This is a genomic window from Erythrobacter sp. CCH5-A1, from assembly GCF_001557115.1.
Classification (GTDB): Bacteria; Pseudomonadota; Alphaproteobacteria; order Sphingomonadales; family Sphingomonadaceae; genus Erythrobacter.
The window spans coordinates 118,681-137,331 of record NZ_LSKQ01000267.1; the positions used below are offsets into that span (position 1 = coordinate 118,681).

17 protein-coding genes are annotated in these 18,651 nt (G+C 66.7%); 9 read left to right on the forward strand and 8 right to left on the reverse strand.

All coding sequences use genetic code 11. From position 1 onward, the window contains the following. Positions 1–11: 11 nt before the first annotated feature. Genes AX708_RS16740 through AX708_RS21205 form a run of 3 tightly spaced genes read right to left on the reverse strand, consistent with a single transcriptional unit; the run spans position 12 to position 3,252 of the window. Positions 12–689, reverse strand: a complete 678-nt coding sequence (locus tag AX708_RS16740) for a TadE/TadG family type IV pilus assembly protein (protein ID WP_066533211.1) — start codon at positions 687–689, stop codon at positions 12–14. After that, on the reverse strand, positions 686–1,303 hold the full coding sequence (locus tag AX708_RS16745; RefSeq protein WP_197426310.1) for a TadE/TadG family type IV pilus assembly protein: 618 nt from the start codon (positions 1,301–1,303) through the stop codon (positions 686–688). The genes AX708_RS16740 and AX708_RS16745 overlap by 4 nt, the downstream gene beginning before the upstream one ends. After that, positions 1,300–3,252, reverse strand: a complete 1,953-nt coding sequence (locus AX708_RS21205; RefSeq protein ID WP_197426311.1) for a pilus assembly protein TadG-related protein — start codon at positions 3,250–3,252, stop codon at positions 1,300–1,302. Before AX708_RS21205 ends, AX708_RS16745 begins: the two co-directional genes overlap by 4 nt. 224 nt (positions 3,253–3,476) lie before the next feature. Between AX708_RS21205 and AX708_RS16755 the strand changes: the two genes are divergently transcribed. Both AX708_RS16755 and AX708_RS16760 read left to right on the forward strand, forming a co-directional pair. Beyond that, positions 3,477–4,139: a hypothetical protein gene (locus AX708_RS16755; RefSeq protein WP_066533216.1), complete on the forward strand. Its 663-nt coding sequence runs from the start codon at positions 3,477–3,479 to the stop codon at positions 4,137–4,139. A 70-nt stretch (positions 4,140–4,209) separates the two neighbouring features. Continuing rightward, complete coding sequence (locus AX708_RS16760) at positions 4,210–4,650, forward strand: EF-hand domain-containing protein (RefSeq protein ID WP_082745739.1); 441 nt, start codon at positions 4,210–4,212, stop codon at positions 4,648–4,650. A 4-nt stretch (positions 4,651–4,654) separates the two neighbouring features. On the opposite strand, the gene trmFO is transcribed toward AX708_RS16760, so the two are convergent. Continuing rightward, positions 4,655–6,040 (reverse strand): methylenetetrahydrofolate--tRNA-(uracil(54)-C(5))-methyltransferase (FADH(2)-oxidizing) TrmFO, encoded by a 1,386-nt coding sequence (gene trmFO, locus AX708_RS16765; RefSeq protein ID WP_197426312.1) that lies wholly within the window; start codon positions 6,038–6,040, stop codon positions 4,655–4,657. A 68-nt stretch (positions 6,041–6,108) separates the two neighbouring features. Here trmFO and AX708_RS16770 point away from each other — a divergent pair, with 68 nt between their 5' ends. Beyond that, complete coding sequence (locus AX708_RS16770; protein WP_066533253.1) at positions 6,109–6,774, forward strand: lysoplasmalogenase family protein; 666 nt, start codon at positions 6,109–6,111, stop codon at positions 6,772–6,774. Here the strand turns inward: AX708_RS16770 and gyrA are convergent. After that, a complete protein-coding gene (gene gyrA / locus AX708_RS16775; RefSeq protein ID WP_066533220.1) occupies positions 6,767–9,538 on the reverse strand; it encodes a DNA gyrase subunit A in 2,772 nt (923 codons plus the stop codon). The two genes, AX708_RS16770 and gyrA, sit on opposite strands and share 8 nt — an antisense overlap. Positions 9,539–9,860: 322 nt before the next feature. Between gyrA and AX708_RS16780 the strand changes: the two genes are divergently transcribed. From AX708_RS16780 to AX708_RS16790, 3 genes are all read left to right on the forward strand, one after another. Continuing rightward, the gene (locus tag AX708_RS16780; protein ID WP_156443537.1) at positions 9,861–11,222 is read left to right on the forward strand and encodes a hypothetical protein; all 1,362 of its coding nucleotides are present in this window, start codon (positions 9,861–9,863) and stop codon (positions 11,220–11,222) included. Between the two features lie 138 nt (positions 11,223–11,360). Next, the gene (lipA, locus tag AX708_RS16785; RefSeq protein WP_066533223.1) at positions 11,361–12,320 is read left to right on the forward strand and encodes a lipoyl synthase; all 960 of its coding nucleotides are present in this window, start codon (positions 11,361–11,363) and stop codon (positions 12,318–12,320) included. Beyond that, complete coding sequence (locus tag AX708_RS16790) at positions 12,320–12,781, forward strand: type II toxin-antitoxin system RatA family toxin (RefSeq protein ID WP_066533225.1); 462 nt, start codon at positions 12,320–12,322, stop codon at positions 12,779–12,781. Before lipA ends, AX708_RS16790 begins: the two co-directional genes overlap by 1 nt. Here the strand turns inward: AX708_RS16790 and AX708_RS16795 are convergent. Genes AX708_RS16795 through AX708_RS16805 form a run of 3 tightly spaced genes read right to left on the reverse strand, consistent with a single transcriptional unit; the run spans position 12,742 to position 14,998 of the window. Continuing rightward, positions 12,742–13,263: a CinA family protein gene (locus AX708_RS16795; RefSeq protein ID WP_066533227.1), complete on the reverse strand. Its 522-nt coding sequence runs from the start codon at positions 13,261–13,263 to the stop codon at positions 12,742–12,744. The two genes, AX708_RS16790 and AX708_RS16795, sit on opposite strands and share 40 nt — an antisense overlap. 8 nt (positions 13,264–13,271) lie before the next feature. Beyond that, complete coding sequence (locus tag AX708_RS16800; RefSeq protein WP_066533229.1) at positions 13,272–13,826, reverse strand: hypothetical protein; 555 nt, start codon at positions 13,824–13,826, stop codon at positions 13,272–13,274. Positions 13,827–13,837: 11 nt separating this feature from the next. Continuing rightward, positions 13,838–14,998, reverse strand: a complete 1,161-nt coding sequence (locus tag AX708_RS16805) for a bifunctional 2-C-methyl-D-erythritol 4-phosphate cytidylyltransferase/2-C-methyl-D-erythritol 2,4-cyclodiphosphate synthase (RefSeq protein WP_066533231.1) — start codon at positions 14,996–14,998, stop codon at positions 13,838–13,840. Positions 14,999–15,076: 78 nt separating this feature from the next. On the opposite strand from AX708_RS16805, the gene dusB reads away from it, so the two are divergent. From dusB to AX708_RS16820, 3 genes are read left to right on the forward strand one after another with little or no spacing between them, the layout of a single operon-like run. Then, entirely contained in the window at positions 15,077–16,093 is a 1,017-nt protein-coding gene (dusB, locus tag AX708_RS16810; protein WP_066533232.1) for a tRNA dihydrouridine synthase DusB, read from the forward strand. Between the two features lie 2 nt (positions 16,094–16,095). Then, positions 16,096–17,196 (forward strand): nitrogen regulation protein NR(II), encoded by a 1,101-nt coding sequence (locus tag AX708_RS16815; protein ID WP_066533234.1) that lies wholly within the window; start codon positions 16,096–16,098, stop codon positions 17,194–17,196. Next, positions 17,196–18,635 carry a sigma-54 dependent transcriptional regulator gene (locus AX708_RS16820; RefSeq protein ID WP_066533236.1) on the forward strand — a complete coding sequence of 480 codons (1,440 nt, stop codon included), beginning with the start codon at positions 17,196–17,198 and terminating at the stop codon, positions 18,633–18,635. Before AX708_RS16815 ends, AX708_RS16820 begins: the two co-directional genes overlap by 1 nt. The last annotated feature ends 16 nt before the right edge of the window (positions 18,636–18,651 follow it).

Here is an 18,651-nt window from a genome sequence, read left to right on the forward strand (position 1 = left end):
CCGCCCTGGCGTCAGGTCGGGCGGTTCGCCGAATAGACGTTGCAGCGCGCCACCGGGCCACCGGTGTAGAGTTGGCTCAGGTCGCGGTTGTCGCGCACATTGAAGGCGGCGGTGTAGACAATCTGTTGGTTGTTGAAGATGTTCATCGGCGTGATCGAGCGGAAGTCGTAGGCCACTTCGACGAACATCACGGCGGTGCCGGGTGATGCGGTGATGTATCGGCCCGGAACGCCCATGCCCGGAAAGCTGGTTCCCGTCGCGCCGTCACCCTGCACGCCGTAGGAGGAGTTGTAGTTCTTCGCCCCTCGGCAGCGCTGCCAGGCGATCCATTGGCCGCCTTGCGCATTCTGCTGAAGGCTCGAGATGATCACCCGGCCCTGCTGGAAGATGGAAATGTTCTCGCCCAGCTTCTCGGCACCGAGCAGCGTGTCGATGATGTCGCTTTCATAGACCCGGCGCGCGGCAAGCGTGTCTTCCTCGCCCACCCGCGAGGCGTTGTCGGCAACCTGCATCGCGATCTGGCTGACCTGAAGATGCGTGATAACCAGATAGGCGGTGTCCGTGCCCAGCATTCCCATGCCGAGCACAAGCGGCGCCGCAAAGGCGAATTCGACCATCGCGAGGCCCGAAACATCCTGCCTCAGGTTGGACAATGACTGGCGGATCGTCGCGCGGATCGAGCGGCTCATGGACAATTCCTCACGGTCGGACTCAAGTTGCTTCCCTGATCGAAGGGCTGACGCCGCAGCACCGTCGTGGCGGACAGGGTCACGTTGGTGGGCAAGCCGATCATCCCGAACATCGGAAACAGCCGCGGGTAAGTGACGTTCGTGGTGTATAGCATGACGTCGCGCGCGCCCCCGAGGCCATTGGCGCCGCGGTAAACATCCCAAATCCCGTTGTTGTTGGCATCCTCGTACGGCTCGCCGCCGTTGCACGTGCCGTTGTTGTTGATGTCGGTGTATTCCTCGCGCTCGTTGACGTTCTTGAAATCGTCGAAGGCGGTCTTGGTGAAGGTGATCGTCGCGCCGTTGGGCATCACCGAACGGATCTGGTCCTGCACGCGGGTGTCGATCGTCGTAGCTGAGGTGCTTGCCGACTCCAGCGTGTAGTCGCGGGCTGCCTTTTGCATTGCGCCATAGAGCACCGCGCTGGTGTATTGCGTGTGCGCGATGTCGAACAGGCCCATCAGCATCAGGATCAGAACCGGCCCGACAAAGGCGAACTCGACCAGCGTGACCCCTTCGCGATCGTCACGAAGCTGTCGCAGGAAGGCGCGGAGGATGAAGCGCCGCCGGGTCACTGGGTGAGCCTCAGAGCGGCGATCTTCTGGGCGATTTCCCGGAAGCGCGCTGTCAGAGTGGCGTTGTCGCTCGCCTGGAAGGCACGGCCGGGAGAGGCACAGTCGATCAGGTTCTGCGTAAGCGTGGTCCCGAAGGCAACCACCCAGACCGTGATGTTCTCCTGCTCGGCGGCATTGCAGATCGCTTGGAGACGTGCGGCACGGCGATTGAACTCGGTGCTGCTGTCGCCATTGCCGGTGATGCGGCGGTCCCACCATTCAATGCCATGGGTCGAGTAGTTCTCGACATTGTTGACCTGAGCACCGTCGGTCATGAACACGATGTGGCGCGAGATCGGATCGCCGTTGGGGGCCGTGGTGTTGTCAGCCGCGAACATGCCGCGCGGCGAAAGGAACCGGGCACCCCACAGCATGCCGATATCGTGATAGGTATTGCCGCTCGCGGACAAGCTGTCGACATAGTTCTGAAGGTCGGTGCGGGTCATGTCGGACAGCCGGCGAGCGGCTTGCGGACAGGCCCAGCCGGGACGGTTTTCGTCCCAGGTCTGCAACAACCAGCTTTGCGTATTGGCATTATTGCTGTCCTCGCGCTTCCATACCGCGTTGATCAACGCCGGCTTCCAGCGCTGCGTTTCGTTGGCGGGCACGAGGTTGATGTTGATGTCGAAGGCGTTGGCCGGAATCGGGCTGTAATTGTCGGTCTGGACGGTCGAAGGTTCCTCGATACAGCCGGTCCAGGTGACGTTGGTCATCGCCCCGTTGGTGCCGATCGGCAGAGCAATGGTGTTGTTGGTGTAAAGGCTCGCGAGGTTGACCGTTTCCCAGCCAGCAGGGCTGCCGGGAGGGTTGGTTATGGTGCAGGCTGGATTGTGGAGGGTGTTGACCGGGCAATAGACCCAGTCGCGGAACTGCGGCGTGATGTCGGTGGTCGTGGCCGGACGCGTCTTGCGCACGCGTGCGCGACAGCCGGCGCGGTTGTTCTCATCCCCGCCAGACCACTGGTTCGACACAATCACGGGCGTTGCGAACACCTGCCACGTCTGGTTCACGCCGCCGACATTGACGGTGTAGGTTCCGGGCACGGTGCTGGTGCAGAAGGTCGTCGCCGAGGTCCCGTTCGATCCATCAGTGCGGAAGCGATAATGATCCGTCGTGCCCGAATTGAAGTTCGAGGTGGAGCGCGGCACGAATTCTTCCTGGTCCGACACCAGGATCGGGTCGCCGACGCTCCCGCCGGGCAGCGTGGCCGGATTATAGCGCGCCACGCGGGACTGGTAGGTGTTGCTGTTCGCCATGTGGACGCGCGGGATCGCGGCGCCGACATTGACCTGCTGCGAATAGGGCACGAGGCCGTAGCGCACCTGCGCCGAAGTCGAGGTGGCACTTTCGACGGTATCGTAGAAGCTCATCACCGCCGCCCGCATCCCGACGATCTTCGAACCAGGGCCCGAGTTGCAGCCGCTGGTGGCCGGGCAATCGGCCATCGAGCCGGTGACGTCGAGCACGAACATGATGTCGGTATTCGAGATGTTCACTTCGGCGGTGCAAGTGACCGAGATCGGGAACTGGTTGTAGCCGAAAGCGGCCATGATGGTGGAGGGCAGGGTGCCGCTCGCGGTTCCCGTGACCTTGCCGGAGGAATCGGCAGTGTAAGTGCGCGTGCGGTTGGTGACGCCGAACAGCCCATCGTTGAAGTTCTGGTCGAAGAAATTGAGGCCCTGGGTGCGCGCTTCGTTGGTCATCACCGGAGTCGGCATGGCCCGGCGCGCGGCGAGTGCACCCGCGTCGCACGCGGCCTGCATGCGCGCGGAGGCCATGTAGTATCGGCTCGCGTCGATGCCGCCGCCCACCATCGCCATCATCGGGATCAGCGATGCAGCAGCGATCGCGAGCGTGTTGGCGGTTTTGTCGTGCAGCAGATTGTGCAAGAACGACGTTCTGGCCTGCATTTCTCGCCCCATCGCTTCGGTGCCCTTCCCTGTTGTCCGCGCCGAAATCTGCACGGACATTCCAGATGCTGCCTTTGCCCTTAATCCGGTCTGGTAAGCGGAACGCGAAAGAGCGTGGTTAACGAAGTCTTGCGCGCCTCATCGGGGCTATCCGCAGGGCCTTGCGTGCCGGGGCGGGACAGTTTCCTTGCCAAGCGGGCAAGGGCGCGGCTAGGCGCGGCATCGTGACGCGCGAGGCCCCCGATCCCCTGCCACCCGAAACCGAATTGGCGCTCGCCTGGAGCGGGGCAAAGGTTCGCGAGGCGTTAAGCACGGCCTTTCAGCTTGACCGCAGGCTGGCGCGGATCGTCGGACGAACGCAAGAACCCATGCTCGGCCAGATGCGCCTTGCCTGGTGGCGCGAGGCGTTGGGAAAGCCGGTGGCACAGCGACCGCGCGGGGACGCGGTGCTCGACGGGATCGGCGAGCATTGGCAGGGCCGCGAGGCTTTTCTGGTGCAAATGGTTGATGGCTGGGAGGTTCTGGTTACCGCCCAAAGCCTGGGCTCCGCCGAGGCGGGGCGTTTCGGCGCGGGGCGCAGCGCATTCTTTGCGGGGCTCGCCGATGATCCTGCGGGAGCCCCCTTGGCGGCACGGCTTGCTGCGGCAGGCCGGCGCTGGGCACTTGCCGATGCGGCCGCGGGGGTTTCGGACCCGGCGGAGTGCGCCACGCTGGTCGCAGCCGGGCTGGCGGTGGAGCTGCCTGCAGGGCGGATTCCGCGCGCGCTGAGAGGGCTGGCGGTGCTCGAGGCCCTTGCCTTGCGCGGTCTCGCACGCGGCGGGCGGCCACTGATGGAAGGGCGGGGCGAATCGCTCGCCGCATTGCGGGCCGCTATCTTTCGCGCCTGATTACGTGTATTTACCGATGCGCTGATGGCTTCGAGAGGGGGGCAGACCCTTGCGACAGGCGGTGCTGGGAGTGCTGGGGGGCTTGGCCCTTGCCGGAGTGGGTGTGTTCTGGTGGCAGGGCCGCGCCGAAATCGAGCGCGGCGCCCCGCCGCCCGCAGTGGCCCCGGCCAAGCCCGATCCGATGAAGCTGCCGATCGCCGACCCCGGCAAAATGAAGGGCCCCGCGCCCCCGGAAATGACCGAGCTCGGCAAGGAGGAGCAGCGCTTCTTCCGCTATGACCGCAACCGCGACCGCGTCATCACCCGCGACGAGATGCTCTCGACCCGCACCGACAGCTTCCGCGCGCTCGACAAGGACGGGAACAACCTCCTCACCTTCGAGGAGTGGGCAGTGACGACGGTCGACCGGTTCGCAGGCGCCGACAAGGACGGCAACGGCCAGCTTACCCCGCGCGAATTTGCCGCGACCGCGCCCAAGCCGGCAGCGAAGAAACCCGCCTGCAAGTGCTGAGCGCCTAGGCCGGCACAACCTCGCGGTTGGCGGCAATCCAGCGCGCAAGGTCTTCCTTGGCGCGCGCGGTGTAGGCTTCCTTGCGGACCTTCTTGCCAACCTCGTGGAGCGGCGGGAAGAGGCCGAAATTGACGTTCATGGGCTGGAAGGTCTCGGCCTCGGCATCGCCGGTTATGTGGCTGAGGAGCGCCCCCAAAGCCGTGGTGGCTGGGAGCGGCTGCCACGCCCGGCCCGCCAGTTCGGCGGCGGTCATCAGCCCGGCAACGAGGCCAATCGCGGCGCTCTCGACATAGCCCTCGCAGCCCGTCACCTGCCCGGCAAAGCGGATATGTGGCGCAGCCTTCAGACGCAGCTGACGGTCGAGCACCTCGGGCGAGTTGAGGAAGGTGTTGCGGTGCAGCCCGCCCAATCGCGCAAATTCGGCGTTCTCCAGCCCCGGGATGGTACGGAACAGCTCGATCTGCGCGGCATATTTGAGCTTGGTCTGGAAGCCGACCATGTTCCACAGCGTGCCGAGCTTGTTGTCCTGGCGAAGCTGCACCACCGCATAGGGCCAGCGGCCTTGCGGAAATTCCGGCGTCACATCGAAGGGATTGTCGAGGCCGACGCCCTTCATCGGGCCATAGCGCAGGGTATCGACCCCGCGCTCGGCCATGACCTCGATCGGCATGCAGCCGTCGAAATAGGGCGTGTCCTTCTCCCACTGCTTGAACTCGGTCTTCTCGCCTTCCATCAGCCCGCGATGGAAGGCCCGGTACTGCTCCTCGTTCAGCGGGCAGTTGATGTAGTCGCCGCCCTCGTTGCTGGCCTCGGTCCGCTTGTTCCAGCGCGACTGGATCCAAACCTTGCTCATGTCGATCGAATCGAAGTGGACGATCGGCGCGATCGCATCGAAGAAGGCGAGCCGTTCGGAGCCGGTGGCGCGGACGATGCTTCCCGCAAGCGCCTCGGCGGTGAGCGGCCCGGTGGCGACGATGGTGAGGCCCGCTTGCGGCAGTTCGTCGACCCGCTCGCGCACGATGGTGACGTTGGGGTGCTCGCGAAGCGCCTTCTCCACCTCGGCCGAGAACACATCGCGATCGACCGCCATGGCGCTCCCCGCCGGCACCCGCGCGACGTGCCCGGCGCGCATCACGAGGCTGTCCAGCTGCCGCATCTCGTGATGGAGCAGCCCGACTGCGTTCTTCGTGTCGTCGTCCGAGCGGAAAGAGTTGGAGCACACCAGCTCGGCAAGGCCATCGGTCTGGTGCGCCGGTGTCATCTCGCCCGACCCGCGCATTTCCGACAGGCGCACCCTGGCGCCCGCCTGAGCGAGCTGCCACGCCGCCTCGCTCCCGGCGAGGCCGCCGCCGATGATGTGAACGTCGTGCAAAGGTTCGGACCTGATCATGGCGGGGCAGGTAATTGCGTGATAGCTCCCCCGCAAGCCCTATGGGCTGGAGGCAGGACGGGAGTGGCATGGCAAAGCGCGCGTTGATCGAACAGAGGCCGTGGCTGCTGGCGAGCATTGCCGTTTCGGTCGCCTATTATTTCCTGCGCGACAATCCGGTGGGCGAGGGCACCTGGGGCCTTGCGCTCAAGGGGGCGAGCGTCGGCCTGCTGGCGCTCTATATCGCCTTACGCGTGCCCGAGGGCAAGCACCGGGCGGACGGCTTCCTGCTGGTCGGCGCGCTTGCGCTGGCGGCCTGCGGCGATGTCGCGATCGAGCTCGACTTCGTCACCGGCGGAGCATTCTTTGCCGCAGCCCATGTGGTGGCTGTGGGGCTCTACTTCAGGAACCTGCACAAGCGCCCCTCGCCGGTGCAGAAGCTGATCGGGGCGGCATTGCTGATTGGCACGCCGCTGGTGAGCTGGCTGCTGAGCGGGGAAAGCCAGATCGCGGTCTATGCCGCCTTCCTCGGCGCGATGGCGAGCGCGGCATGGATGAGCCACTACCCGCGCTACCGCGTGGGGACGGGGGCGGTGCTGTTCGTGCTGAGCGACTGGCTGATCTTCGCGCGGATGGGCCCGCTCGACCTCGAGCCCGCCAACACGATCCTGATCTGGCCGCTTTACTACGCGGCGCAGATCATGATCGCGACGGGTATCATCCAGTGTTTGCGCGGAGAGCAGCCCGTCAGGTGACGGGCGTCTCCACCGCATCCTCGCCCGCTTCGTCTTCGCCCGCATCATCGATCAGCGCGGCGCCGACGATGTGCTCGCCCTTGGCGACATCGAAGATGCGCACGCCCGACGAGCCGCGGCCCGAGATCGAGAAGCCCTTGAGGTTCTCGAACCCGCCCTCGATGAGGTGGCGGAAATCGATCCCGAGCCGGATCAGCTTGGCCTGATCGGTCACCAGCATCAGCTGCGAGCCGTGCCTGACCGGGAAGCTCGCCACCACCGGGCCGTTGCGCTCGGGATTGCTCTCGGGCGTGCCGATATTGGTGATCCCTTGCCCCCCGCGCGCGGTGGTGCGGTATTCGTAGGCCGAGGAGATCTTGCCATAGCCGTTGGCGGTGATGGTGAGGATGAACTCCTCCGCCTCGGCCATCGCCGCTTGCTTATCGGCGGGGAGAGTGGGCTCCGCCCCGTTGTTCTTCCACGCCGCCGCGCGCAGATAGGCCTCGCGGGTTTCCATGTCGGCGGTGAGCGGATCGACCACCGCCATGCTCACGACCTTGCCGCCCTTCTTGAGGCTCATCCCGCGCACGCCGATGCCGGTGCGGCTCTTGGTCTCGCGCGCGTCGGTGGCCGAGAAGCGGATCGCCTTGCCGGCGTCGCTGGCGAGGAAGATTTCCTGTTCCTCGGTGAGCAATTGCACCCCGATCAGCCGGTCGCCCGAGCCTTCGACGAATCCCATCGCATATTTGCCCGCGGTGGGGATGTTGGCGAAGGCGTCCATCGAATTGCGGCGGACCATGCCCTGTTCGGTGGCGAAAACGATGTTGAGATTGGCCCAGGTCGCCTCGTCCTCGGGGAGGGGGAGGACGTTGGTGACGCGCTCCTCGTCGCCAAGCGGCAGGAGGTTGACCATCGGGCGGCCCTTGGTCTGCGGGCCGCCTTCGGGCAGCTTCCACACCTTCATGCGATAGACGCGGCCGGTGTTGGTGAAGAACAGGACGGGGTTGTGGGTGCTGGTGACGAACAGCTCGACCACCGCATCCTCGTCCTTGGTGGCCATCCCTGAGCGGCCCTTGCCGCCGCGGGCCTGAGCGCGGAAGGCATCGAGCGGCGTGCGCTTGATGTAGCCGCCGTGGGTGACGGTGACGACCATGTCCTCGCGCTCGATCAGGTCCTCGTCCTCGAGGCCATCCCATGCGGGGGCGATCTCGGAGAGGCGCGGGGTGGCGTAGGTGGCGCGGATTTCTTCGAGCTCGGTGCGCATCACGCCGTAGAGCTTCACGCGGTCGGCGAGGATCGAGAGATATTCCTCGATCGAGAGCGCCAGTTCCTTGAGTTCATCCCCGATCTCGTCGCGGCCGAGCGCGGTCAACCGGTGCAGGCGCAGCTCGAGGATGGCCTTCACCTGCCGCTCGGACAGCTTGTAGGTGCCGCCGCTTTCCTCGGCATTGGGCTCGATCGCCTCGACCAGACGGATATATTGCGCGATCTCGCCGATCGGCCACTCCTTGGCGAGCAGCTTGCCGCGCGCCTCGGCCGGGTTGCGGGCGCTGCGGATCATCGCCACGACCTCGTCGAGGTTCGAGACCGCGACCACCAGACCCAGCAACAGATGCGCCCGCTCGCGCGCCTTGTTGAGCTCGAACTTGGTGCGCCGCGTGATGACTTCTTCGCGGAAGGCGATGAAGCTCTGCACGATATCGCGCAGGGTGAGCACTTCGGGTCGCCCGCCGCGGATCGCCAGCATGTTGGCGGGGAAGCTCGATTGCGCGGGCGTGTGGCGCCAGATCTGGTTGAGCACCACTTCGGGCGTCGCGTCGCGCTTCAGGTCGATCACCACGCGCACACCTTCGCGCGAGGATTCGTCGCGGATGTCGCTGATGCCCTCGATGCGCTTGTCCTTGGCCGCCTCGGCGATCTTCTCGACCAGCGCGGATTTGCCGACCTGATAGGGGATCGAGGTGAAGACGATGCTCTCGCGCCCCTCGCTCTTCGCGCCGCGGGTGCTTTCGATCTCGTGGCGGCAGCGCATCAGGATCGAGCCGCGACCGGTGGTGTAGGCCATCCGCGCGCCGTGGGTGCCGAGGATCAGCGGAGCGGTGGGGAAATCGGGGCCGGGGATGAACTTGATGAGCTCGTCCGAGGTGATGTGCGGGTTCTCGATGAAGGCAAGGCAGCCGTCGATCACTTCGCCGAGGTTGTGCGGCGGCACATTGGTCGCCATGCCGACCGCGATCCCGCCCGCGCCGTTGACCAGCAGGTTGGGGAAGCGCGCGGGCAGCACCGTCGGCTCCTTGCGGCTGCCGTCATAGTTGTCGGTGAAGTCGACCGTGTCCTTGTCGAGATCGTCGAGCAGGCTGTTCGCCACCCGCGCCAACCGCGCTTCGGTGTAGCGCATAGAGGCCGGCGGATCGGGATCCATCGAGCCGAAATTGCCCTGACCGTCGATCAGCGGCACGCGCATCGACCAGTCCTGCGTCATGCGCGCGAGGGCATCGTAGATCGCAGAGTCGCCGTGCGGGTGGTAGTTGCCCATCACGTCGCCAACGATCTTGGCGCTCTTGCGATAGGGACGCCCGGCGACGAAGCCGCCTTCCTGGCTCGCATAAAGGATGCGGCGGTGAACCGGCTTCAGCCCGTCGCGCACATCGGGCAGCGCGCGGCTGACGATCACGCTCATCGCATAGTCGAGATAGCTCGACTTCATCTCGTCGACGATGTCGATGCGATCAAAGCCGCCCATCGGGCTTGCGGGGGAATCGATGATGTCGCTGTCGTCGCTCAAGATCGGGGCCGTTTCTGTGTGTGTTGGGGTGCCGTATCGGGCAGGCCGGCCATAGCAGGGCCAGCAGGTTCCCCCATTTAGGCACAACCCCGGGGTTTCGCCACCGCAGCGCCGGAACACACAGGGAACGACGCCCTTTTTTCCACACTTGCAGGTAGCCGCGCGGGGAGTGGGTACGTCGCGGCATTCAAAGCCCGTTCAGCACGGCACGCCTAGCGGCAATTGCAAATCCCGCGCGAGCCGTTCAAAGGCTGGCACGGACGTTCGCCGCAGTCCCGGCTTCCCCGTGCGGGCAGGGCCTGCGCTTCTTGTGGAGGATGCAGTGACCAATATGTCTTCGACCCGTCGCCCGGCACGGATCGCGCGCCAGCTTGCTCTTGCCTTGGCGCTTGCCGGTGGCACGGCGGTGCTCGCCGTGCCCGGCTTTGCCGATGCGGCCTATGCGCAGAAGAAAAAGAAGAAGGGCGAGGAAGAGGCTGCCGCTGAAGCCGGCAAGCCGGTCTACACGCCCGCTTTCGTGAAGGCCTATCAGGCTGTGGAAGTCAAGCTCAAGGCCCCCGGCGCCGACGCTGCGGCGCTGAAGCCCGAGGTCGAGGCGCTCGTTCCGCTCGCAGCGACCCCGGACGACAAGATGGCGCTGGGCGGCCTGCTGCTCAACGCGGGCATCAACAGCAAGGATGTGTCGCTCCAGCTCCGGGGCGCGGAAACGATGCTCGCGAGCGGCAAGATCAAGCCCGAGGAATTGGGGCGCTACAATGTCGTTGCCTTCCAGCTCGCGAATGATCTCAAGCAGTACGAAAAGGCCCGCGGCTTTCTCCAGAAGGCGATCGATCTGGGCTACACCGCCCCGAACCTCACCGTGACGGACCTGCAGATCAACATGGCCGAGCTGTTCTTCATCGAGAACCGCAACGAGGAAGGCCTCAAGTATCTGAGCGACGCCATCGCCGCGCGCAAGGCCGCCGGCCAGCCGGTCGAAGCCAAGCTCTACCGGCGCGGCGTCACGGTCGCCTACCAGAACGAGATCGTGCCGCAGATCTATGACTTCGTCGAAGGCTGGGTGGCAGACTACCCGACGCCCGAGAACTGGCGCGATGCGGTCAACCTGACCCGAAACCTCAACGATTTCGAAGGTCCGGTGCTGCTCGATCTGCTGCGCCTCGGCAAGAAGGTCGGGACGCTCAAGGAGAAGAACGACTACATCTACTACGTCGAAGCGGCCGATCCGCGCCGGCTGCCGGCCGAGGTAAAGTCTATTATCGATGATGCCTATGCCTCGGGCGCGATCCCCAAGGGGAGCGACAGCTGGGTGGAGGAGCAGTACAAGTCCGCCTCCGGTCTCGTCGCGGCGGACAAGGCCGCCCTCCCGACGCTCGAGCGCGATGCCAATGCACCGACCGCCAAGCTGCGCACCATCATGGCCGCCGGCGACACGTTCCTGAGCTATGGCGAATATGCCAAGGCTGCGGGCTTCTACGAGAAGAGTCTCACGCTTCCCGATGCGGACCGCGACACCTCGCTCACCAGGCTCGGCATCGCGCAGATCGGCGCGGGCAATTACGAGGCGGCGCGGGCGGCCTTCGAAAAGGTTTCCGGCCTGCGCGTCCCGATCGCGCGGCTGTGGACCGCCTATGCCGAGCAGCAGGCCAAGCCCGCCGCGGCGGGCGCGGCGACCGGAAGCTGATCTTCAGAACCCAAACGGTGAATAGCAGGAGCGCCGGGCGGACATCCGCTCCGGCGCTCCTTTTTCGTCAGGCAACGTGAGGCAATTGCAACCGGCACTGTGCTTGCGGCGGGGCGCACAGGCGCCTAAATGGCACCCATGAACGACCTCTCCCGCCCGCCGCAGCCGAGCGCTCCCGAAGACCGGCCCGCCCGTCAGCGCAAGCCCGACTGGATCCGCGTGCGCGCGCCGGTGAGCGAGGGCTACAACGAGACGCGCAAGCTGATGCGCGAGCTCAATCTCCACACCGTGTGCGAGGAAGCGGCCTGCCCCAACATCGGCGAGTGCTGGACCAAGAAGCACGCCACGGTGATGATCCTCGGCGATGTCTGCACCCGGGCCTGCGCCTTCTGCAACGTCAAGACCGGGATGCCGCGCGCGGTCGACCCCTTCGAGCCCGAGAACACCGCGATCGCCGCGGCCAAGATGGGGCTCGAGCACATCGTCATCACCTCGGTCGACCGTGACGACCTGCCCGATGGCGGCGCGATGCAGTTCGTCAAGGTGATCGAGGCGCTGCGGCGCACCACGCCGAACACCACGATCGAGATCCTCACCCCCGATTTCCGCGGCAAGATGCGCCGCGCGGTCGAGATGATCTGCGAGGCGGGGCCGGACGTCTACAACCACAACCTCGAGACCGTCCCGCGGCTCTACCCCACGATCCGCCCGGGCGCACGCTACTATGCCTCGCTGCGCCTGCTGGAGGAGGTCAAGGCGCACAATCCGCTGATCTTCACCAAGTCGGGGATCATGCTGGGGCTGGGCGAGCAGCGGCTCGAGGTGCACCAGGTGATGGACGACATGCGCTCGGCCGAGGTCGATTTCATCACCATGGGGCAATATCTCCAGCCGACCCCCAAGCACGCGGCGGTCGAGGAATTCGTCACCCCCAAGGCGTTTGCCGCCTATGGCGCGATCGCCCGGGCCAAGGGCTTCCTGCAGGTCGCCTCCTCGCCGCTGACCCGCTCGAGCTACCACGCGGGCGACGATTTCGCGAAGATGCGCGCCGCGCGCGAGGAAAAGCTCGCGCGGGGTGGAGCCAAGGGTCAGCTCTAGTGCCCGGAATCCGCGAAACCCGCCGCCTGCCCTACAGCGCCGAGCAGATGTTCGATCTGGTGGCGGACGTCGCACGCTACGGCGAATTCCTGCCCTGGGTGATCGCGACCCGCGTGCGCTCGAACAGCGAGACCGAAATGGTCGCGGACATGGTGGTCGGCTTCAAGGCGATCCGCGAAAGCTTCACCAGCCGGGTTTCCAAGACGAGGCCGAAGGAGATCGACGTCCATTATGTCGATGGCCCCTTGAGCGACCTCGACAATGTGTGGACCTTCCGGGCGGTCGACGATCATACCTGCGAGATCGACTTCCTCGTCGACTTCACCTTCAAGAACCGCCTGTTCGAACGGATCGCGGGGCAATATTTCGACAAGGCCTTCCGCAAGATGGTCGAGGCCTTCGAGGCCCGCGCGGCGCAGCTTTACGGCAGCAGCAGTTCGAGCGCGCAGAGCGTCGCCTGACGCCGGATCTCGGCGCGCCCGCCGGGGCCCTCGCCGCCGTCGAAGAACCTGAGTTCGCCCTCGGGCTCGCCTGTCTCCCCGCGCACCACGCGCGCGAATACCACGGTGCCGACCGGTTTCTGCGGCGAGCCGCCGCCGGGGCCAGCCACGCCGCTGATCGACACTGCGACATCGGCTTTCGAACGGTCGAGCGCGCCTCTGGCCATCGCCCAGGCGCAGGCGATCGAGACAGCGCCGAAGGTTTCGATGATGTCGGAGGGGACGCCGAGCATCTCCATCTTGGCCTCGTTCGAATAGGTCACGAAGCCGCGGTCGAGCACCGCCGAGGAGCCGGCAATCTCGGTGATCGCGCCCGCTACCAGCCCGCCGGTGCAGCTTTCGGCCGTCGCGATCTTGCGGCCCGCCGCGGCGTTCTCGGACACGACGCGGGCGGCAAGGGCGGCGATGTCGTCGGGGAGCAACGAAAGGGGCGCGACCGTCATGGGGCGGCCTACTTCTTCGTCGCGGCCGCGCCGCAAACCGGCGGGTTCTTGATCTCGGCCAGTTCGACGACAAAGGCGACCAGCCCGCCGAGATTGTCGCTCGGCAGCGGGCTCAGAAGCTCGAGGCCGCGTTCGATCTTGCCGCAGCTGTCGGGCTTGATCTCGCCGGCGATCGCTTGGCCGACGAGGGCATCGACGAAGGGACGCAGCGCGTCTTCGGGCAGGGAAGCGATCATCGCCGCCATCTCGGCGTCCTTGCCGCCCTCGGGCCCACCGTCCTGTTCCATGAAGGTCTTGAGGAAGCGCAAGGCGCCCGGCCAGGCCTTGTCCTGCCCTTCGCGGAACGGCGCGATCCAGGCGTCGCCGTCGCGCGCGATGAAGCCGCTCGCGGCGAAGCGGTTGGCGCAGGCGGTGCGCGCGGCGTCATAGGCGACAGGCATGACATAGACGACCGCATCGGCAAGGTCGGCAGGCTGGACGCACGGCGTCTGCTGCGCCTGCGCAGCCGTGACCGAGGCCAATGCGGTGAAGGCGAGGGCAGGGGCGATGATGCGGCGGGTCATGGCAGGTCTCCTCAAGCGATGCGGGTGACAAGAACGATGGCCTGCGCGGCGATACCTTCGCCGCGGCCGGTGAAACCGAGTTTCTCGGTGGTGGTGGCCTTGATGCTCACCGCGCCCTCATCGAGCCCCATAAACCGCGCGACTTCGGCGCGCATGGCGGGGCGGTGCGGACCGATCTTGGGGGCCTCGCAGATCAGGGTCAGGTCGACATTGGCGATGGTGTAGCCGGCCGCGCGGGCAAGGCTGACAGCGTGCTCGAGGAAGCGCCCCGAGCGCGCCCCGCGCCATTGCGGGTCGCTGGGCGGGAAGTGCGTGCCGATGTCGCCCTCGCCGACCGCGCCGAGCACCGCATCGGTGATCGCGTGGAGCGCGACGTCGGCATCCGAATGGCCCGCGAGCCCCTTGTCGTGCGGGATCAGCACCCCGCCGAGCCACAGCTCCTCGCCCGCTTCGAGGCGGTGGACGTCGAAACCCTGGCCGATGCGGAAGGCGGGTGTGGCGGCTTGGTCCATCAGGTCCTCGGCAAAGGTGATCTTCTTCAGGCGTTCGTCCCCATCGACCAGCGCGACTGAACCGCCGCTGGCCATCAGCACCTGCGCATCGTCGCCCGCGTCCGGCGCGCCCTGCCAGTCGCGGTGGGCGGCGAGGATGTCCGGGTAGCGGAAGGCCTGCGGGGTCTGGACGCGGCGCAGCGCCTCGCGCTCGGCCTTGCCGGTCATCACCCCGGCGTCGCCCGCCACGGCGAGGCTATCGACGACCGGGAGAACGGGGATCGCGCCGGGGTGCTCTTCCAGCGCGGCGAGCAGCCGGGCGATCACTGCGCGGGGAAGATCGGGGCGGGCGGCGTCGTGGATCAGCACGCGCTCCGGCGCGTCGCCTGCCAGCGCCTCGAGCCCGGCGCGCACCGACTCCTGCCGGGTCGCGCCGCCATGGACGAAGCGCAGTCCAACAACCCCCGCAAGTGCCGCCCTCGCGTCCGCTTCGGCATCGGGGCTTACCACCGCTGTGATCACATCGGCACCCGCGTGTGCGAGTTCCTCGACCGACCAGCGGATCAGGGGTTTACCCCGTAACATCCTGAATTGTTTAGGTGTATCTCCGCCCACGCGCAGGCCTTTGCCCGCGGCCACCACAATCGCGGCAAACGGGGGGAGGGGGGCGTCGGGGTCCATCGCGGCCCTCGCTTAGGCACTGGACGCGCTTTGGGCAATCCACTATGCGCTGCCCATATTTTAGGCATTGCTCCCGACATGACCACGCTTCCCCCTCCGCCGGCCCTGAAGCCGATCGCCATCGGCCCCGTCACGGTCGCCGAGCCGGTGATCCTCGCGCCGATGACCGGCGTCACCGACATGCCGTTCCGCACGCTGGTGCGCCGCTACGGCTCGGGCCTCAACGTCACCGAGATGGTTGCGAGCGAGGCGGCGATCCGCGAGACCCGGGTCAGCACCCAGAAGACTGCGTGGGACCGGATCGAGGAGCCGGTCTCGATGCAGCTGGTCGGCTGCGACCCCGCCTCGATGGCCGAAGCCGCCAAGATCCAGGAAGGCAACGGCGCGGCGATCATCGACATTAATTTCGGCTGCCCCGTCCGCAAGGTCGTCGGCCAGTTTGCCGGCTCCGCGCTCATGCGCGAAGTGCCGCTCGCAGTGCGGCTGATGGAAGCCACCGTCAAGGCGGTGAAGGTGCCCGTAACGGTCAAGATGCGCATGGGCTGGTGCCACGACAGCCTCAACGCCCCCGAGATGGCGCGCATCGCCGAGGACCTGGGCGTCAAGATGGTCACCGTCCACGGCCGCACCCGCAACCAGATGTACAAGGGCAGCGCCGACTGGGCCTTCGTCCGCAAGGTCAAGGACGCGGTGAACATCCCCGTCATCGTCAACGGCGACATCTGCACCATCGCAGACGCTGCCAAGGCCATGGAGCAATCGGGCGCGGACGGGCTGATGATCGGGCGCGGCGCCTATGGCAAGCCGTGGCTGCTCGGCCAGGTGATGCACTGGTGGCGCACCGGCGAGGCGCGCGCGACCCCGGGCATGAACGAGCAATATGCTCTCGTCGTCGAACACTACAACCGCATGCTCGACCATTACGGGCGCCATACGGGCGTGAAGATGGCGAGGAAGCACCTCGGGTGGTACACCAAGGGCCTCCACGGCTCGGCCGAGTTCCGCAACCGGGTCAATTTCATCGACGATGCCGATCAGGTGCTCGGCGAGATCGAGCGGTTCTATGCTCCCTTCCTGATGCAGCAGGCCGCCTGACCGTGGCGAGCATTCCCGCCGAACCGAAAGGCGTGTCCCGTCCCGATGCGCGCGCGCAGCTTTCGGGGCTGATCTTCGCGGTGGTGCTGATCGATGGCGAGGGAATCATCGCCGAGGTCAATCATGCCGCCGAGGATCTGCTCGGCACCAGCGCGGTGCGGCTGCTCGGCACGCGGCTCACCGACCGCATCGGGCCGCTGGACCCGCGGGTCGAGGCGCGGCTGCTCGCCAGCGAGGAGGCGTTGGTCGCGCGCGATCTGGCGATCCGGGTGGCTACGCAGGAGGTGCGGGTCAACCTCACCGCCTCGCCATTGGGCGGCTTTCCGGGCTGGCGGGTTGTGACGCTCTCGCAGATCGGCCACGATGATGCGGCAAACCCGGCCAATGGCGAAGCGATGCTCGGCGCGCCCGCGGTGCTGGCGCACGAGATCAAGAACCCGCTCGCGGCGATCCGCGGGGCGGGGCAGCTCGCGGCGCGCAAGCTGCCGCATGCCGACAAGAAGCTCGCCAAGATGATCACCGACGAGGTCGACCGTATCGCGCGGCTGATCGACCGGATGCAGCAATTGGGCAGCACGCGCACCGCCTCGGTCGATCCCTGCAATCCGCATGAGGCAATCCGCGCGGCGGTCGCGACCATGCGGGCGGCGGGAAGTGCGCTGGGCGAGATCGAGATCCGTGAGGAGTTCGATCCCTCGCTGCCCCCCGTGCTCGCCAACCGCGATGCTTTGGAGCAGGTGCTCATCAACCTCGTTTCCAACGCGCGCGACGCGGCGCTGGCGGCGGGCAGCAAGCAGGCCCTGATCATCGTCCAGACCCGCTTCGTCAGCGGCCTTGCCTTCAGCGCGATCCGCAACGGGCGCGCGGTGCCGCTGCCGATCGAGATCACCGTCTCCGACAATGGCCGCGGGATCGACCCGAGCTTGCGCGACCATGTGTTCGAGCCCTTCGTCTCCTCCAAGCCCTCGGGGCAGGGGCTGGGCCTCTCGCTGGTGCGCAAGCTGGTGCGCGACATGAACGGCAACGTCAGCCATGACCGCGACGCGCGCGCCGGGCTCACCCACTTCCGCCTGCACCTGCCGCAGGCACCGGACGCGGCCTGATGGCGGGCGCTCACGATCCGGTCCTGCTGGTCGAGGACGATATCGCCATCGCCACGGTGATCATCGCCGCGCTGGAGGACGAGGGCTTCGTTATCGCCCATTGCACCGGCATCGCCGCACGCGACAAGCTGCTCGCCACGCGGCGCTTTGCGGTGATGCTGACCGACGTGATCCTCGAGGATGGCGACGGGCTTGCCAGCCTTTCGGCCGTACGTGACCGCGCGCCCGACATGCCGGTGATTGTGCTTTCGGCGCAGAACACGCTCGATACCGCCGTGCGCGCGAGCGAGAGCGAGGCATTCGAATATTTCCCCAAGCCTTTCGACCTCGACGAGCTGGTCCATGCCGTGCGGCAGGCCGCGGGCGCTCGCTCGCCCTCGGCGGAGGACGCCAATGTCCCGATTCCGGGCGATGGCGAGCGCATGCCGCTGGTCGGGCGCAGCCCGGCGATGCAGGGCGTCTACCGCATGATCACGCGGGTGCTGCGCAATGATCTCACCGTCCTCGTCACCGGCGAGAGCGGCACCGGCAAGGAGCTGGTGGCCGAGGCGATCCACGAGCTTGGAAACCGCCGCACCGGGCCTTTCGTCGCGGTCAACACCGCTGCGATCCCCGCCGACCTCGTCGAAAGCGAGCTTTTCGGCCACGAAAAGGGCGCCTTCACCGGGGCCATCGCGCAGGCGATCGGGAAGTTCGAGCAGGCCAATGGCGGCACGCTGTTCCTCGACGAGATCGGCGACATGCCCGCCGAGGCCCAGACCCGCTTGCTGCGCGCGCTGCAATCGGGGCGCATCCGGCGGGTCGGCGGGCGGCAGGAGATTGCGGTCAATGTCCGCATCATCGCCGCCACCAATCGCGACCTCACCCCGATGATCGCCGCGGGCACCTTTCGCGAGGACCTGTTCTACCGCCTCAACGTCGTCCCCATCGTGCTGCCCCCCTTGCGCGAGCGGCGCGAGGATATTGCGGCGCTGGCTCAGCACTTCCTCGTGCTCGCCGCCGAGGACGGCTTGCCGCGCCGCGTGCTGACGCAGGAGGCAATCGAGCGGCTCGAGGCGAGGACCTGGCGCGGCAATGTGCGCGAGCTGCGTAATGTGGTCTACCGCCTCGCACTGATGGCGCGTGAGGAGCGGATCGATGCCGATGCGGTCAGCGACATCATCGGTCCCGAGATTGCGCCCGCCAGCGTGCCGCAGGACGCGGGGCAGGGCGGGTTCGGTGCGGCGCTGGCAGGCTGGCTGACCGCCGAGAGTCCACCGCTGGGCACGCTCTACCACCGCGCGCTCGCCGCCTTCGAGAAGCCGCTGATCGAATATGCGCTGGGCCGCACGGGGGGCAACCAGCTGCGGGCGGCGCAGCTGCTCGGCATCAACCGCAACACGCTGCGCAAGCGGATTGGCGAGCTGGGGCTGGAGCCCGAGCGCTTCTCGCCCTCCTGATCGGCGCGCGCCGGGC

Bases quoted from the DNA above. Each gene is read 5' to 3' on its own strand.
- AX708_RS16740 (WP_066533211.1), bottom strand. From the start codon at position 689: ATGAGCCGCTCGATCCGCGCGACGATCCGCCAGTCATTGTCCAACCTG.
- AX708_RS21205 (WP_197426311.1), bottom strand. From the start codon at position 3,252: ATGCAGGCCAGAACGTCGTTCTTGCACAATCTGCTGCACGACAAAACC.
- trmFO (WP_197426312.1), bottom strand. From the start codon at position 6,040: ATGATCAGGTCCGAACCTTTGCACGACGTTCACATCATCGGCGGCGGC.
- AX708_RS16770 (WP_066533253.1), top strand. From the start codon at position 6,109: ATGGCAAAGCGCGCGTTGATCGAACAGAGGCCGTGGCTGCTGGCGAGC.
- lipA (WP_066533223.1), top strand. From the start codon at position 11,361: ATGAACGACCTCTCCCGCCCGCCGCAGCCGAGCGCTCCCGAAGACCGG.
- AX708_RS16795 (WP_066533227.1), bottom strand. From the start codon at position 13,263: ATGACGGTCGCGCCCCTTTCGTTGCTCCCCGACGACATCGCCGCCCTT.
- AX708_RS16800 (WP_066533229.1), bottom strand. From the start codon at position 13,826: ATGACCCGCCGCATCATCGCCCCTGCCCTCGCCTTCACCGCATTGGCC.
- AX708_RS16805 (WP_066533231.1), bottom strand. From the start codon at position 14,998: ATGGACCCCGACGCCCCCCTCCCCCCGTTTGCCGCGATTGTGGTGGCC.
- dusB (WP_066533232.1), top strand. From the start codon at position 15,077: ATGACCACGCTTCCCCCTCCGCCGGCCCTGAAGCCGATCGCCATCGGC.
- AX708_RS16820 (WP_066533236.1), top strand. From the start codon at position 17,196: ATGGCGGGCGCTCACGATCCGGTCCTGCTGGTCGAGGACGATATCGCC.